At 67.1% G+C, this 15,054-nt stretch carries 15 protein-coding genes; 9 read left to right on the plus strand and 6 right to left on the minus strand.

Annotated elements, in window-relative coordinates:
• The first annotated feature begins 141 nt into the window (after positions 1–141).
• Together INR38_RS17310 and INR38_RS17315 are read left to right on the plus strand one after the other, a co-directional pair.
• Positions 142–1,137, plus strand: coding sequence for a J domain-containing protein (locus tag INR38_RS17310; protein ID WP_207443055.1), 996 nt, complete (start codon positions 142–144; stop codon positions 1,135–1,137).
• Positions 1,134–1,469, plus strand: a complete 336-nt coding sequence (locus tag INR38_RS17315) for a MerR family transcriptional regulator (protein ID WP_207443056.1) — start codon at positions 1,134–1,136, stop codon at positions 1,467–1,469. Before INR38_RS17310 ends, INR38_RS17315 begins: the two co-directional genes overlap by 4 nt.
• An 88-nt stretch (positions 1,470–1,557) precedes the next feature.
• On the opposite strand, the gene INR38_RS17320 is transcribed toward INR38_RS17315, so the two are convergent.
• The gene (locus tag INR38_RS17320; RefSeq protein WP_012204826.1) at positions 1,558–1,719 is read right to left on the minus strand and encodes a hypothetical protein; all 162 of its coding nucleotides are present in this window, start codon (positions 1,717–1,719) and stop codon (positions 1,558–1,560) included.
• Between the two features lie 244 nt (positions 1,720–1,963).
• Here INR38_RS17320 and INR38_RS17325 point away from each other — a divergent pair, with 244 nt between their 5' ends.
• The gene (locus tag INR38_RS17325; protein WP_034398350.1) at positions 1,964–2,590 is read left to right on the plus strand and encodes a lipocalin family protein; all 627 of its coding nucleotides are present in this window, start codon (positions 1,964–1,966) and stop codon (positions 2,588–2,590) included.
• Positions 2,591–2,608: 18 nt separating this feature from the next.
• Here the strand turns inward: INR38_RS17325 and INR38_RS17330 are convergent, their stop codons facing one another.
• From INR38_RS17330 to INR38_RS17345, 4 genes are all read right to left on the minus strand, one after another.
• Entirely contained in the window at positions 2,609–4,297 is a 1,689-nt protein-coding gene (locus tag INR38_RS17330; protein ID WP_207443057.1) for a dipeptide ABC transporter ATP-binding protein, read from the minus strand.
• The gene (locus INR38_RS17335; RefSeq protein ID WP_085929073.1) at positions 4,294–5,421 is read right to left on the minus strand and encodes an ABC transporter permease; all 1,128 of its coding nucleotides are present in this window, start codon (positions 5,419–5,421) and stop codon (positions 4,294–4,296) included. The genes INR38_RS17330 and INR38_RS17335 overlap by 4 nt, the downstream gene beginning before the upstream one ends.
• 143 nt (positions 5,422–5,564) lie before the next feature.
• A complete protein-coding gene (locus INR38_RS17340) occupies positions 5,565–6,593 on the minus strand; it encodes an ABC transporter permease subunit (RefSeq protein ID WP_013803046.1) in 1,029 nt (342 codons plus the stop codon).
• Positions 6,594–6,689: 96 nt separating this feature from the next.
• A complete protein-coding gene (locus INR38_RS17345) occupies positions 6,690–8,507 on the minus strand; it encodes an extracellular solute-binding protein (RefSeq protein ID WP_082848181.1) in 1,818 nt (605 codons plus the stop codon).
• 124 nt (positions 8,508–8,631) lie between these two features.
• Here INR38_RS17345 and fabI point away from each other — a divergent pair, with 124 nt between their 5' ends.
• The 4 genes from fabI to INR38_RS17365 all read left to right on the plus strand — a co-directional run bounded on the left by fabI (position 8,632) and on the right by INR38_RS17365 (position 11,814).
• The gene (gene fabI, locus INR38_RS17350) at positions 8,632–9,432 is read left to right on the plus strand and encodes an enoyl-ACP reductase FabI (RefSeq protein ID WP_012204820.1); all 801 of its coding nucleotides are present in this window, start codon (positions 8,632–8,634) and stop codon (positions 9,430–9,432) included.
• Positions 9,433–9,707: 275 nt separating this feature from the next.
• The gene (locus INR38_RS17355) at positions 9,708–10,160 is read left to right on the plus strand and encodes a hypothetical protein (protein WP_225614194.1); all 453 of its coding nucleotides are present in this window, start codon (positions 9,708–9,710) and stop codon (positions 10,158–10,160) included.
• Positions 10,161–10,222: 62 nt separating this feature from the next.
• Complete coding sequence (locus INR38_RS17360; protein WP_207443058.1) at positions 10,223–10,858, plus strand: superoxide dismutase; 636 nt, start codon at positions 10,223–10,225, stop codon at positions 10,856–10,858.
• Between the two features lie 35 nt (positions 10,859–10,893).
• Positions 10,894–11,814 carry a ZIP family metal transporter gene (locus INR38_RS17365; protein ID WP_012204817.1) on the plus strand — a complete coding sequence of 307 codons (921 nt, stop codon included), beginning with the start codon at positions 10,894–10,896 and terminating at the stop codon, positions 11,812–11,814.
• A gap of 24 nt (positions 11,815–11,838) precedes the next feature.
• Here the strand turns inward: INR38_RS17365 and INR38_RS17370 are convergent, their stop codons facing one another.
• Positions 11,839–12,570, minus strand: a complete 732-nt coding sequence (locus INR38_RS17370; RefSeq protein ID WP_012204816.1) for an IclR family transcriptional regulator — start codon at positions 12,568–12,570, stop codon at positions 11,839–11,841.
• 157 nt (positions 12,571–12,727) lie between these two features.
• Here INR38_RS17370 and INR38_RS17375 point away from each other — a divergent pair, with 157 nt between their 5' ends.
• On the plus strand, positions 12,728–13,681 hold the full coding sequence (locus INR38_RS17375) for a hydroxymethylglutaryl-CoA lyase (RefSeq protein ID WP_043781550.1): 954 nt from the start codon (positions 12,728–12,730) through the stop codon (positions 13,679–13,681).
• A gap of 39 nt (positions 13,682–13,720) precedes the next feature.
• Positions 13,721–14,968 (plus strand): CaiB/BaiF CoA-transferase family protein, encoded by a 1,248-nt coding sequence (locus tag INR38_RS17380; protein ID WP_197943053.1) that lies wholly within the window; start codon positions 13,721–13,723, stop codon positions 14,966–14,968.
• The last annotated feature ends 86 nt before the right edge of the window (positions 14,969–15,054 follow it).

Raw genomic sequence — 15,054 nt, forward strand, 5'->3', positions numbered from 1 at the left:
GACGCGCGAATGTAATGAACCCGTCACAAGATGCCAGTCAAGCAGGAAAAGGCCCATCGGTTGAGACCCTGCCATGACCGGGCTATGCTGCCTTCGGGTTTGTCCAGAACATCGCCCGCAAGGGCCGGAGGACGGAAATTCATGGATTACAAGGACTACTACCGCATCCTGGCCGTGGACAGGCAGGCCAGTGCCGATGACATCAAGAAGGCCTACCGCAAGCTGGCGCGCAAGTACCACCCCGATGTCAGCAAGGAGGCGGACGCCTCCGAGCGCATGGCCGAAGTCAACGAAGCCAATGCCGTGCTGTCGGACCCCGAAAAGCGCGCAGCCTATGACGCCCTGGCCGATGCGCCGCGCCGCAGCGGGCCCAGCGCCGGCGGCTTCCAGCCACCGCCCGGCTGGGAAGGGCAGGACTTTCACTTTCGCAGCAGCGACGGCGCCATGCCGGAGGGCGACGCGGACTTCAGCGAGTTCTTCTCACAGATGTTCGGCCAGGGCGCGCGTGCCCGCCATGCGGGCGGAGGCGGCCAGCATCGCTCCCCGCCTGACCTGCGCGGGCAGGACCAGCACGCCAGCATCGAGCTGGACCTGCTGGACAGCTACCAGGGCGCGCAGCGCAGCCTGCACCTGCGCACCACGGTGCTGGATGAGGACGGACACCCCGTGGCGCGCGACAAGGAATTGCAGGTCAGCATTCCCAAGGGCGTGCGCGAAGGCCAGATGATCCGCCTGGCCGGCCAGGGCGGCCCGGGCCTGGGCAACGGCCCGGCAGGCGATCTGCTGCTGGAAGTGCACCTGCGCCACGACCCGCGCTGGTGGGCAGAGGGCAAGGATGTCTACCAGCCCGTGTCCCTGGCCCCGTGGGAAGCCGCACTGGGCGGCCCGGTCCGCGTGGCCACCATTGCCGGTGAATTCGAGGTCAGCGTGCCCGCAGGCAGCCGCGCTGGCCGCAAGCTGCGCATCAAGGGCAAGGGCTTGCCCGCCGCCACGCCGGGCGACCTGTACCTGGTGCTGGGCATCGCCCTGCCCGAGCCCCAGACCGACGCCCAGCGCCAGGCCTATGCGGCACTGGCCCAGGCCTTTCCCTCGTTCGATGCCCGCCAGCACGCAGCGGGCCAAGGAGCCACGCGATGAGCACGCCGCTGTACCCCTTCTACGAGCCCGCAGAACTGCTGGACGAAGACGCTCTGGACCTGCAGGATCTGGCCCGCCACTGCCAGCGCAACACCGCCTGGGTGGTGGAGCGTGTGCAGACCGGCGTGCTGTACTGCGAAAACGAGCCGTCCGGCGAAGCGGCCGCGCCGCAGGCACAGTGGCGCTTCAGCAGCCAGACCCTGGTGCGCGCGCGCCGCATAGCCCATCTGGAGCACAGCTTCGATGCCGACCCTCAGCTGGCCGCGCTGACGGCGGACCTGATCGAGGAAGTGCAGATACTGCGCCGCAAGCTCCAGGCACTGCAGCATTGAGAACGCCGCCTTAAAAGCAAAAGCCCTCGTAAGAGGGCTTTTGCTTTCAGAACGTGGCCGCAGCAGGCATGCATGCGGCCCGCCGTGCTCAGCGGTGACGCTTGCCGGGGTTCTTCTTGGTATGGGTGTGGGCGCCACGGGCGCGGCTCACGCGCTGGCCACGGCCGGGCGTCGGCAGGGTGACGCCGTTGGGCAGGGGAGGCTGGGGAGTGAACTTGCGGTCGGCTTCGGTAACGATCTTGTTGCCCATGGCATTTCCTTCTTCAAAAAAATGAGAACGCGCAATTAGGCCATAGACCTGCATGACCGCGCACAAAAAAACACATGGCCTGCTCTGGCATAGGGAAAGTTCCAGCGTTGCGCGGCCCGCACAGCACCGGCGCAGGCAGCGCCGACCTACACTGCGGCCCGGTTTTCTGTCCTAAAGTAGGAGCACGCTGCCAAGCGCGCAAGACCCTGGCATGCACGTCTGCCTGAACACGGAGTTCCGCACCATGTCACCCCGCCACCCCAATACAGAGTCAACTACCCCATCCACTTCCCGCCCCGCCTGGGTGCTGCCCACGGCCGGCCTGGCGGGGCTTGCCGTAGGCGCCGCCGCAGCAGCGTTGCTGTGGAAGGGCCTGCGCAACCCGCCCATCCCCCCTACCGTGGAGCCGGTGCGCGGCTGGGACATCCAGCGCTACATGGGCCGCTGGTATGAAGTGGCCCGCATTGACCACAGTTTCGAAAAAGGCCTGGAGCGCACCCAGGCCGAGTACACACAGCTTCCCGACGGCACGGTGCACGTGCTGAACCGGGGCTACGACGCCCGCCACCGGCGCTGGAAATCCTCCGAGGGCAAGGCCCGCACGGTGCACGGCCCGGACGTTGCGGCGCTCAAGGTCTCGTTCTTCGGCCCGTTCTACGGCGGCTACAACGTGGTGGCTCTTGATGCCGAGTACCGCTGGGCCATGGTGGTGGGATCGGACCTGCGCTATTTCTGGATTCTTTCGCGCACGCCCGAACTGGCCGACGGCGTGGCGGCACGCCTGCTGGCACAGGCCCGGCTGCTGGGCGTGCCCGTGGACAAGGTCCAGTGGATCCTGCAGGACGGAGTCAATCCCACGGGCAGCTGGTAGCGCGGACCGGCAACTGCCTCAGAACCCCTCGGGCATGCCGTCGCCCGAGAAGCCGGCGGCCTCCACCAGCCGCTGCGTGTACGCCTGGCGCGGCGCGCCCAGCACCTGGGCGACGGGGCCGGATTCGACGATGGCGCCATCCTTCATGACCACCACGTCATGGGCCATGGCGCGGATCACGTCCACGTCATGCGTGATCAGCAGATAGGCCAGGCCCCGCTCGCGCTGCAGCCGCTGCAGCAGGCCCAGCACCTGCTGCTGAATGGTCACATCCAGCGCGCTGGTGGGCTCGTCGAGCACCAGCACCTCGGGCTCCAGCACCAGGGCGCGTGCAATGGCGATGCGCTGGCGCTGGCCTCCCGAGAATTCGTGGGGATAGCGGTCAAGCAGGCCGGGAAACTGTTCCTGCGTCAGGCCCACGGCCGACAGCATCTCCACGATGCGGTCGCGTTGCTGCGGCGCCGCCAGCGACGGCGCATGCACGCGCAGGCCCTCGCCAACGATCTGCTCCAGCGTCAGCCGGGGCGACAGCGATGAGTACGGGTCCTGGAACACCACCTGCACCTTGCGCCGCAGCGCACGGTTGGCGGGCGAGTTGCGCGTGGCTGGCTGCTGCCAGGCATGGCCGGCAATGCGCAGCCGGCCTTCATGGGGCAGCAGCCCCAGCACGGCCTGCGCCAGCGTGGATTTGCCAGATCCCGATTCACCGACCACACCCACGGTGCGCCCGGGCAACAGCGCCAGGTCTGCGGACTGCACGGCGACGAAGCGCCCCTGGCCGAACCATCCGCGCATGCCTGCCAGCGGCACCGGATAGCTGACCTTGAGACCCTGTGCCTGCACCAGCGGCTCGCAAGCCGTGGCGTCGGCGCCTGCCTCCACCTCGATCAGATCGCGGCGCGGCACGCTGGCCAGCAGCTTGCGCGTATAGGCATGGCGCGGAGCCGCCATGACCGCCGACACCCCGCCCTGCTCCACCAGTTGCCCGCGCTCCATCACCGCCACGCGGTCGGCAAAGCGCCGCACCAGGTGCAGGTCGTGCGTGATCATCAGCACGGCCATGCCGGTCTGGCGCTGCAGGTCATCGAGCAACTGCAGGATCTGGCCGCGCAGCGTGACATCGAGTGCCGTCGTCGGCTCATCGGCCAGGAGCAGGCGCGGGCTGCTGGCCAGCGCCATGGCGATCATGGCGCGCTGGCGCTGCCCGCCACTGAGCTGGTGGGGAAAGGCCCGGGCGCGGCGCACAGGCTCGGCAATGCCGGTGGTCGCCAGCAATTCGGTGGCCTGGACCAGGGATTGCGCTCGCGTCAGCCCCTGCTTGAGGCGAAGCACCTCGCCCACCTGCTCGCCCACGGTCATCAGCGGGTTGAGCGCCGTCATGGGCTCCTGGAAAATCATGGCCACGTCGCCGCCGCGCACGGCGCGCATCTCGCGCTCGGGCAGGCGCAGCAGGTCGCGGCCGTCGAACAGGGCCTGGCCGCCCAGCTGAGCGTCTCCAGCCAGCCGCAGCAGCGACAGCGCGGTGATGGTCTTGCCCGAGCCGGACTCGCCCACCAGCGCCAGCTTCTCGCCTGCCGCCAGGTCGAAGCTCACGCCGTGCACCACATCCTTGCTGCCGAAGCGCACGCGCAGGTTGCGCACGGACAGCAATGTCCGGCCACGGCCGGGGGGCGAAGGCAGCTCCATTGCCGGCTGCTCTGCGTTCATGCGGCGTCCTTTGCATCGACACCGGGGGCGGCATCGCTGGCAGCGGCCTTGCGCGGGTCCAGCGCATCGCGCAGCGCATCACCCATGAAGGTCAGCAGCAGCAGCGTCACCACCAGCACGGCAAAGGTGGACAGCGAGATCCACCAGGCATCGATGCTGTTCTTGCCCTGGTTCAGCAGCTCACCCAGGCTGGGGGTGTCAGGCGGCACACCCAGCCCCAGGAAGTCCAGCGAGGTCAGGGCCAGGATGGCCGCACTCATGCGAAACGGCAAAAAGGTCACCACGGGCGTCATGCTGTTGGGCAGCAGATGGCGCCAGATCAGCGCGCCATTGCCCACGCCCAGCGCCCGCGCCGACTTCACATAGTCCAGCTGGCGGTTGCGCAGGAACTCGGCACGCACGTAGTCCGACAGGCCCATCCAGCCGAACAGCGACAGCAGCACCAGCAGCAGCGAGACGCTGGGCGCCAGCACCGCGCTGAAGATGATCAGCAGATACAGCTCGGGCATGGAGCCCCAGATCTCGATGAAGCGCTGGAATGCCAGATCGGTCCTGCCGCCGAAAAAACCCTGGACGGCCCCCGTCACCACGCCCAGCACCACGCCTGACGCCGTCAGCGCCAGCGCAAACAGCACGCTGACGCGAAACCCGTAGATCAGCTGGGCCAGCAGATCGCGCCCCCGGTCATCGGTACCCAGCAGGTTGTCGCGCGAGGGCGGCGCCGGATTGGGCGAGGTCGCGAAGTAGTTCAGCGCCTGTGGCCCATAGGGATTGAGTGTATACAGCGCCCAGTTGTCGCCCTGGCTCAGGCGGTCGCGGATAAAGGGGTCCAGGTAGTCGGTGGCCGTCTCGAAGTCGCCGCCGAAAGTCTTCTCGGAATAATCGTTCCACAGCGGCCAGTAGGTCTGGCCCTCATAGCGCACCACCAGGGGCCGGTCGTTGCTGATCAGCTCGGCGCCCAGGCTCAGCACCACCATCACGCAAAAAGCGACCAGGCTCCAATACCCCAGCCGATTGCGCCTGAACCGCATCCATGCCCGCCGAGCCGGCGACACTGCCACCACAGCCAGCGGTACAGGCGCTGCCCCGGGCAGCCCTGCGCCTGGAGCGGCAAGGGAGTGCATCTCAGTTTCCATGTTGCTGCATCACAGTGGCGCGACCGCCCAAAGTCAGGGATACCAGGCAAGGGCCTGCGCCAGCCGCCAATGGCCCGAACGCTCCCCCCGCAAAGCAGGAGGGGGAAGCGGCGCAGCCGTTCAGGGGGCGCTCAATCAAACCGTACACGCGGATCCACCCACACATAACAAAGGTCACTGACCAGCTTGGTCACCAGGCCGATCAGCGTGAACAGATACAGCGTGCCCAGCACCACGGGATAGTCGCGCCGAATCACGCTGTCATAGCTGAGCAGGCCCAGGCCGTCCAGCGAGAACAGTGTCTCTATCAGCAGCGAGCCCGTGAAGAAGGCCCCGATGAAGGCGGCCGGAAATCCGGTGACGATGGGGATCAGCGCGTTGCGCAGCACATGGCGGTAGAGCACCTGCCGCTCGGACAGGCCCTTGGCACGCGCAGTCAGCACGTACTGCTTGCGGATCTCTTCCAGGAAGGCATTCTTGGTCAGCATGGCCGTGATGGCGAAGCTGCCCGCCACCATGGCCGTCACCGGCAGCGCGATATGCCAGAGATAGTCCACGATGCGCGCGCCCCAGGACAGCTCGTCCCAGTTGGAGGAAGTCAGCCCGCGCAGCGGAAACCACTGCAACTGGCCGCCAAAGATCACCAACAGCGCCACGCCCAGCACGAAACCCGGAATCGCATAGCCGACCAGGATCAGCAGCGTGGTGGCGAAGTCGAACCGCGAGCCGGCCCGCACGGCCTTGGCAATGCCCAGCGGCACGGCAACGAGGTAGCTGATGAAAAAGGTCCACAGTCCCAGGCTGGCCGAGACCGGCAGCTTCTCCTTGATCAGTTGCCAGACATCCTTGTTCTGAAAGAAACTGCGCCCCAGGTCGAACCGCGCGAACTGCCCGAGCATCTGGAAGAAGCGCTCATGGGCCGGCTTGTCAAAGCCGTAGAGGGCCTTGATCTGCTCTATGCGCTGCGGGTCCACCCCCTGGTTGCCACGGTAGGCCAGGCCACCGCCTTCGCCGCCACGGCCCACGCTGGCCTTGGCCTCGGCCAGATACTGCTCGACCGGACCACCGGGCACGAACTGCACGACCACGAAGGTCAGCAGCAGTACGCCCAGCAGGGTCGGCACCATCAGCAGCAAGCGTTTGAATATGTAGGCCCACATAAGAAGTCTTGCATTATGTCCATTGCGGGGAGGGGCCCCGGCAAGGGCACGCCCTCATCATGCAACGGATCGCAACGACACAGCCGCAACGCCGGCTCATGGAGGCGGCGCGGTCAGCACCGGCATGCGGGCCCACCAGGTGTCCATGGCCCAGCTCTCGCCCTTCGCATAGGCCGGAACCACGGCCGGTCGCACCAGGCGCCAGGAGTCGTAGACCATGCGGTGCGTGCCCGCGCTCCACTGCGGAATCAGGTAGTGGCCGTGCGTGATGATGCGTTCGAGTGCGTGGCAGGCAGGCAACAGTTGCGCCTCTGTCTTGGCCTCGGTCATGCGGCGGATCATGGCGTCGACCGCCGGGTTCTTCACGCCGGGGAAATTACCGGAACCCTCGGTTGCCGCCGCCTGGCTGCCGAACAGGTCGGCGAATTCCTGGCCCGGATTGTTCGTGCCCTGGTAGGCGATGGAGATGATGTCGTAGTCGAACTTCTCCACGCGCTGCTGGTACAGCGCAAAGTCCGCCGAGCGAAAGCGCAGCCGGATGCCCAGCTTTTCCAGATTGCGTATCCAGGGCGAGACTTGGCGAATGCCCGACTCGCTGCTGTCCAGGTACTCCAGCTCCATGGCCTGGCCCCGCGCGTTGCGCAGCACGCCATCCTGAATGGTCCAGCCGGCATCGGCCAGCAATTGCCGCGCCTGGCGCAGATTTCCGCGCAACGAGCTGTCGCCATCGGTGCGCGGCGGCTCGGCCATGGGGCCGAAGGCCTCCGGCGGAATGCTCTTGCGCAAGGGCTCCATCAGCGCCAGCTCCTCTGGCGAGGGCTCGCCATGGGTCTCGCAGGCCGTGTTGCCGAACAGCCCGCGCACGCGCTGGTAGGAACCGTAGAACATCTGCCGGTTCATCCACTCGTAGTCCATGGCCAGGCCCAGGGCGCGGCGCACCCGGACGTCCTGCAGCACAGGCCGGCGCACGTTGAGCACGTAGCTCTGGAATCCCGATGGCAGCTTGTTGCTGAACTCGCCCTTGACCAGCTCGCCCCGGTCGAAGCGCTTGCCGTACAGGCGCCGCGCCCAGTCACCGGCGCTGTAAAAGCGCATGAGGTCGAACTCCCCGGCCTTCAGCGCCTCCAGCCTCGCCGTGTTGTCGCGGTAGATCTTGACGGAGATGCGATCGAAATTGGCCGTGCCAACGCGCACAGGCAGATCGCGGCCCCAGTAGTCCGGGTCACGCACATAGGTGATGTCCTTGCCGAATCGCACGGGACCTATCTTGTAGGGCCCGCTGCCGATGGGCGTGTCCGTCACCACCTGGTCGAAGGGCTTGGCCTTGCCGTTTTCCACGCCCCAGTCACGGCTGAACACTGGAATGGCCCCCACGGTCAGCGGCAATTCCCGGTTCGGCTGCTTGAAGCGAAAGCGCACGGTGCGCTCGTCCAGCACATCGACGCCCGCCACATCGAAGAACAGCGTTCTGTAGCCGGGCAGTGCATGCGGGCCCACCAGCGTGTCATAGCTGAACTTGACATCGGCGGCCAGCACGGGCTTTCCGTTGTGAAAGCGGGCCTGGGGCCGCAACCGGAATGTGGCGGACAGGCCGTCGGCCGCGGCCTGCACGTCCTCGGCCAGCAATCCGTAGCCGGTGGCGGTCTCGTCCAGCGAGGGCCACAGCAAGGTGTCGAACATCAGCTCCGCCAGATAGGCGGGCGACGACCCCTTGATGGTGAACGGGTTGTATTTGTCAAAGGTGGAGATGCGCAGATTGCTCACCAGGCGCAGCTCGCCGCCCTTGGGGGCCTTGGCGTTGACATAGTCGAAATGGCTGAAGCCCTCGGCATAGCGGGGCTCGCCCCACAGGGCATAGGCATGCGAGCCCCAGGCCGGCACACACGCCGAGGCCAGCAGCAGCGAAGAAATCATCCAATGGCGCATGCGACAATTCTGCACCACGCAGCCAGCCCTTCCGCTGGCAAACGCTGACGCGGGCCCCGGCCGTCGCCGCCAGCTGGTGCGCACTTCCACTCACTTTCTCTGGAGAACAACAATGGGCTTTCTCGCCGGTAAAAAACTGCTGATCACGGGCGTTCTGTCCAACCGCTCCATCGCCTACGGCATCGCCAAGGCCTGCCATGCACAGGGCGCGGAGCTGGCCTTCAGCTATGTGGGCGAGCGCTTCAAGGACCGCATCACCGAGTTCGCCGCCGAATTCGACTCCAAGCTGATCTTTGACTGCGACGTGGCAGACGATGCCCAGATCGACAAGCTGTTCGCCGACCTGGGCGCGACCTGGGGCAAGTTCGACGGCTTCGTGCACAGCATCGGCTTTGCGCCGCGCGAGGCCATCGCCGGCAACTTCCTGGACGGCCTGTCGCGCGAAGGCTTCAAGATCGCGCACGACATCAGCGCCTACAGCTTCCCCGCGATGGCCAAGGCGGCCCTGCCCTACCTCAACGACAAGTCCTCGCTGCTGACCCTGTCGTACCTGGGCGCCCTGCGCTCCATCCCCAACTACAACACCATGGGCCTGGCCAAGGCATCGCTGGAAGCCTCGGTGCGCTACCTGGCCGAGGCCGTGGGCCGCACGGCAGACGGCCGCGCCATCCGCGCCAACGGCATCTCGGCCGGTCCCATCAAGACCCTGGCCGCCTCGGGCATCAAGGACTTCGGCAAGCTGCTGGGCCGCGTGGCCGATGCATCGCCGCTGCGCCGCAACGTGACCATCGAGGACGTGGGCAATGTGGCCGCCTTCCTGCTGTCGGACCTCGCCTCGGGCGTGACGGCCGAGATCACCTACGTGGACGGCGGCTTCAGCCAGACCGCAGGCCTGTCGGCCGACCAGGTCTAAGTCACCGCCAGACTGCGACCCGCCCCGCAGGCATTGCCGCCTGCGGGGCTTTTTTTCGCCTGGAAGCCAGGCATCCGCATCCTGCCGATGCACGAAAGGAAATACACATCGGATTGCATACGGTCATTTTTGCTTTGAATGAGAATGATTCTCATGAATAATACAATTCTCAGATCAATATCAAAGAACCTCTGAAAACCTCGGAGCCAGCAGATATGCAAGCAACCTCTGACCTCAGTCTGCCCTCTCCCGTCCCGGCACCCTCCGAAGCATCCTTGAATCAATGGGAACAGCTGGCGCGCCGCGCCCATGGGCATTTCCATGCAGGCCAGATCGAAAGCGCGCTCGCCATGCAGATGAAGGCCCTGCATGTGGCGCAGCGCCTCATCGCCGGCCCGCTGCTGGCGGAACACGCCGATCACTGCATGGCCGCCTGGGTGGTCTCCCACCACAACCTGGCCGAGTTGCTGGCATTGCGCCAGCAGCCCGCACTGGCCATCGAATACCTGTGCGAGGCGCACCAGGGCCTGCTGGCCCTGGGTGATGCGCGCCACCATGCGGCCGCCGTGTGCAGCGCCGCCTGGCGCCATATGCGCGAAACCCATTCAGCCCTGCTGCAGTGGCAGCGCCAGCACGGCAGCCAGCCCCGCATCGATGCGGCGCTTCAGGCCTCGGCCCGCGTCTTCGACTGCACAGCCACCGCCCTGCCACCCCGGCTGGCGCATTGATTGCCGCCGCACAGACATCGCAACGCACCGATTTTTTCCCCGTAGTCCCTGAAAGAAACCACATGAGCAACTACACCCTGCCTCCCCTGAACTACGCCTACGACGCGCTGGAGCCCCATATCGATGCGCAGACCATGGAGATCCACTACACCAAGCACCATCAGGCCTACGTGAACAACCTGAATGCCGCGCTCGAGGACACGCCGCACGGCAGCCAGCCCGTGGAGCAGTTGATCGCCGACCTGTCCCTGCTGCCCGAAGGCGTTCGCGGTGCCGTGCGCAACAACGGCGGCGGGCACGCCAACCACAGCCTGTTCTGGACCGTGATGGCCCCGGTGGACCAGGGCGGCGGCGGTGCTCCCTCGGGCGAACTGGCACAGGCCATTGACCGTGAACTGGGCGGCTTCGATGCCTTCAAGGCCGCCTTCACCCAGGCCGCGCTCACGCGCTTTGGCAGCGGCTGGGCCTGGCTGGTGGTGGGCAAGGACGGCAAGCTGGCCGTGGAAAGCAGCGGCAACCAGGACAGCCCGCTGATGGCCGGCATCGGCTCCGGCGCCACCCCCATCCTGGGCCTGGACGTGTGGGAACACGCCTACTACCTCAAGTACCAGAACCGCCGCCCTGAATACATCGCGGCGTTCTACAACGTAGTCAACTGGGCCGAAGTGGCCCGCCGCTACGCCGCCGCACGCGGCTGAACGGTCCGCAACGCCAACCTCTGACCTCGACCAGCATGGATCTGCCACAACGCTTCCGCTCCAAGACCAGCGTACGGTCCAACATCCGCCTGTGGATAGGCCTGGCCATCATGATGGCCGGCGCCTGGGCGCTCACCAGCCAGTTCTGGGCCTACGCCCAGAACCATCCGGTGGTCTTCCAGGCCCTGGCCGGAGGCTCGGCCGCCGCGCTGGCGACCGCACTGGGCACCGTGCCCGTGATGCTGTCCCAGCGCCTGTCCGAGCGCACGCAGGACACCCTGTTCGGCTTTGGCGCCGGGGTCATGCTGGCCGCCTGCGCCTTCTCGCTGATCCTGCCGGGACTGGAGGCCGTGCGCACCCAGGAACTGTTCGGTGGCGGCAGCTGGGCGGCTGGCGGGGTCATAGGTTCGGCCATCCTGATGGGCGGTGCCGCCCTCATGCTCATGGACAGGCTCCTGCCCCATGAGCACTTCATCAAGGGCCGCGAAGGCCTGGACCCGCAAGGCGCGCGCAAGCTGCAGCGCACCTGGCTGTTCGTCTTCGCCATCACCCTGCACAACCTGCCCGAAGGCCTGGCCATCGGCGTGGGCTATGCGGGCAACGACGGATTGCGCGCCAATGCGCTGGCCACGGGCATTGCCATACAGGATGTGCCCGAAGGCCTGGTGGTGGCCGTGGCCCTGCTGGCAGCAGGCTACAAGCGCAGCTTTGCCGTGTTGCTGGGCATGGCTTCCGGCCTGGTGGAGCCCGTGGGCGCCGTGCTGGGGGCAGCCATCGTGAGCGGCTCGGCAGCCATGCTGCCCTGGGGACTGGGCTTTGCAGCGGGCGCCATGCTGTTCGTGATCAGCCACGAAATCATTCCCGAGTCGCACCGCAAGGGCCATGAAGCCTTTGCCACGGGCGGCCTCATGCTGGGCTTTGTGCTGATGATGGTGCTGGACACGGCCCTGGGCTGAGCCAGCGCACCGCGCACGCCTGGCTCAGGGCAGCAAAAGCCCCAGTTCCCGCGCCGCCGCCAGCACATGGCGGGCGTGGCGCTCTTCATAGCGGTGGGCTGGCATGGTCAGTGTCAGCGCCGCTGCCAATTCCCCATCGCGCTTGAACACGGGGGCCGAAATCCCGGCGATCTCGCGATGCCTGTCTCCCACCATGGCGCAGTAGCCATCGGCGCGCACACGGGCCAGCTGCGTGCGGCTGCCGCCGCGCGATGCGGCGTACAGCTCGGCATCGAAAGCCGACAGCACGCGCCCGCCTGCACCCTGGCCCAGCGGCAGCAGATCGCCCGTCCGTGCATGGTCGCGCACGGGGTGCGGTGAATCCACGCGGTACAGGCACAGCCGGTCCTGGCCCTGGCGCACGTGGTAGGCCGCACTTTCGCCCGTGGCCTGCACCAGGGTGCGCAGCACGGGCATGACCACGCTGTCCAGCGAGAAATGCCGGGCATAGACGGTGTTCAGCCGCGCCACGGCCGGGCCCACGGCGTAGCGGCCGTCATCCATGCGCAGCACCCAGCCGCCATGCTCCAGCGAGGCCAGCAGCCGCAGCACGGTGCTCTTGTACAGGCGCGTGCGCTCCGACAACTGGGCCAGCGTCAGCCCGTCGTCGCCGTCGCGAAACGCTGCCAGCAGGCTCAAGGCCCTGTCCACGGCCGCCACGCCGCCCGGCGCGGCGTTCTCGTCGGCCACCGATTCCGTCACTGATTTGCGAGGCATAAAAAGGCACCCAAGGGAAAACCCCAGGCACGCAGGCTTGACGATGGCGCGTGCAGCAGGGAATATTTCAATAGAGAGAATATAGTTCTATCTATTAGAACCACACAGAACCCCGATGTCAACAGGTGAATCCGCCACCATCGACACCCACCACCGGATGCAACTGCCCATGTCCTCCCACCGTTTTGACGTACTCATCAGCGAAGTCGGCCCGCGCGATGGCCTGCAGTCCGTGGCCTCCACCATGTCCACGGCGCACAAGCTGGCCTGGATCGCCGCGCTGGCCCATGCAGGCCTGCAGGAGATCGAGGTCGGCTCCTTCGTCTCGCCCAAGCTGCTGCCGCAGATGGCCGACGCGGCCGAGGTGGTCGCCCAGGCCATCACCCTGCCGGGCGTCACCGTAATGGCCCTGGCCCCCAATCTGCGCGGCGCCGAGGCCGCGCTGCGCGCCGGCGCCCACAAGGTCACGCTGCCCGTCTCGGCCAGCCCCGCGCACTCCATGGCCAATGTGCGCAAGACGCCCATGCAGATGGTGGACGAGGTGCGGGCGATTGCCGCGCTGCGCGACGAGATCGCGCCGCAGGCCCTGATCGAGGCGGGCATCTCCACGGCCTTCGGCTGCACGCTGCAGGGGCTGGTGCCCGAGGACGAAGTGATTGCACTGGCCCTGGCCTGCGTGGCGGCGGGCGCCGATGAATCGGGCCTGTCCGACACCACGGGCATGGCCAACCCGGCCCAGGTGCGGCGCCTGTTCACACGGCTGCGCGCCGAGCTGGGCGAACATGCAGGCGCGGCCCACATGCACAATACGCGCGGCCTGGGCCTGGCCAACTGCCTGGCCGCCTACGAGGCAGGCGTGCGCACCTTCGATGCCTCGCTGGCCGGCCTGGGCGGCTGCCCGTATGCGCCCGGCGCCTCGGGCAACGTGGTCACCGAAGACCTGGTCTTCATGTTCGAGGCCATGGGCATCCGCACCGGCGTGGACATCGATCGCCTGATCGCCGCCCGCCAGCCGCTGGCCGCAGGCCTGCCCGGCGAGGAACTGCACGGCATGACGCCGCTGGCCGGACTGCCCAAGGGCTTTGTGCCCCGCATCTACGCACCGGCCTGAGCCGCAGCGACAACCCCCACATTCATTCACCGTTTTTCCATGAGCCAACCCAACTCCCCCGACACGGCCGCAGGCCAGACCGCGCCCCTGCCCTACGCAGGCATACGCGTGGTCGAGTTCACCCACATGGTCATGGGCCCGTCCTGCGGCATGATGCTGGCCGACCTGGGCGCCGAAGTCATCAAGATCGAGCCGGTGGGCCACGGCCGCGACGGCGATGCCACGCGCAAGCTGCTGGGCTCGGGCTCGGGCTTTTTCCCGCTGTTCAACCGCAACAAGAAAAGCCTGACGCTGGACCTGCAGACCGAGGAAGGCAAGCAGGCCGCGCTGCGCCTGATCGCCACGGCCGACGTGGTCTGCGAGAACTTCAAGCCCGGCACCATGCGCAAGCTGGGCCTGGACTACGACAGCCTCAAGGACCGCTTCGAGCGCCTCATCTACGTGAGCCACAAGGGCTTTCTGCCCGGCCCCTACGAGCACCGCACGGCGCTGGACGAAGTGGTGCAGATGATGGGAGGCCTGGCCTACATGACGGGCCGCCCCGGCGACCCGCTGCGCGCAGGCGCCAGCGTCAACGACATCATGGGCGGCATGTTCGGCGCCATGGGCGCGATGGCCGCCCTGGCCCAGCGCGAGAAGACCGGGCGCGGCCAGGAAGTGCAAAGCGCGCTGTTCGAGAACAACATCTTCCTGGTCGCCCAGCACATGATGCAGTTCGCCGTCACCGGCAAGCCGGCCGCGCCCATGCCGGCACGCATCTCGGCCTGGGCCATCTACGACGTGTTCGAAGTCCGGGACGGCGAGCAGATCTTCCTGGCCGTGGTCAGCGATGGCGCCTGGCGCCTGTTCTGCGACGCCTTCGGCCTGGGCGAGCTGCGCGACGATCCGCGCCTTGGCAGCAACAACGACCGCGTGCTGGCGCGCAGCTGGCTGATGCCGCTGCTGCGCGAGAAGATGGCCCCGCACAGCGCCGCCCACATTGCGGAGATCTTCGAGAAGAACGGCCTGCCCTTCGCGCCCATCGCACGCCCGCAGGACCTGCTGGAAGACCCGCACCTGAACGCCACGGGCGCGCTGGCCCCCATCACCCTGCCCGATGGCCGCGAGACCAAGACCGTGCTGCTGCCCTTCACGCTGGACGGCAAGCGCCTGGATGTGCGCCTGTCGCCGCCGCGCCTGGGCGAGCACAGCCTGGAGATCCTCACCGCCCTGGGCTACAGCAGCGAGCAGGCCCTGGCCCTGGCCCGGGGCGACGCCACCGACAGCCACGCCAAGGCTTCCCACTGAAGCCAGGCTGAGCCACTGAAGACGCCGCCGTCCACCCGGCGCGCGGCGCCCCTGCAACCTTGCACCCCATCCACCCCACACCGGAC

This window comes from Delftia sp. SD018 (genome assembly GCF_017355445.1).
Lineage (GTDB): Bacteria > Pseudomonadota > Gammaproteobacteria > Burkholderiales > Burkholderiaceae_C > Comamonas > Comamonas acidovorans.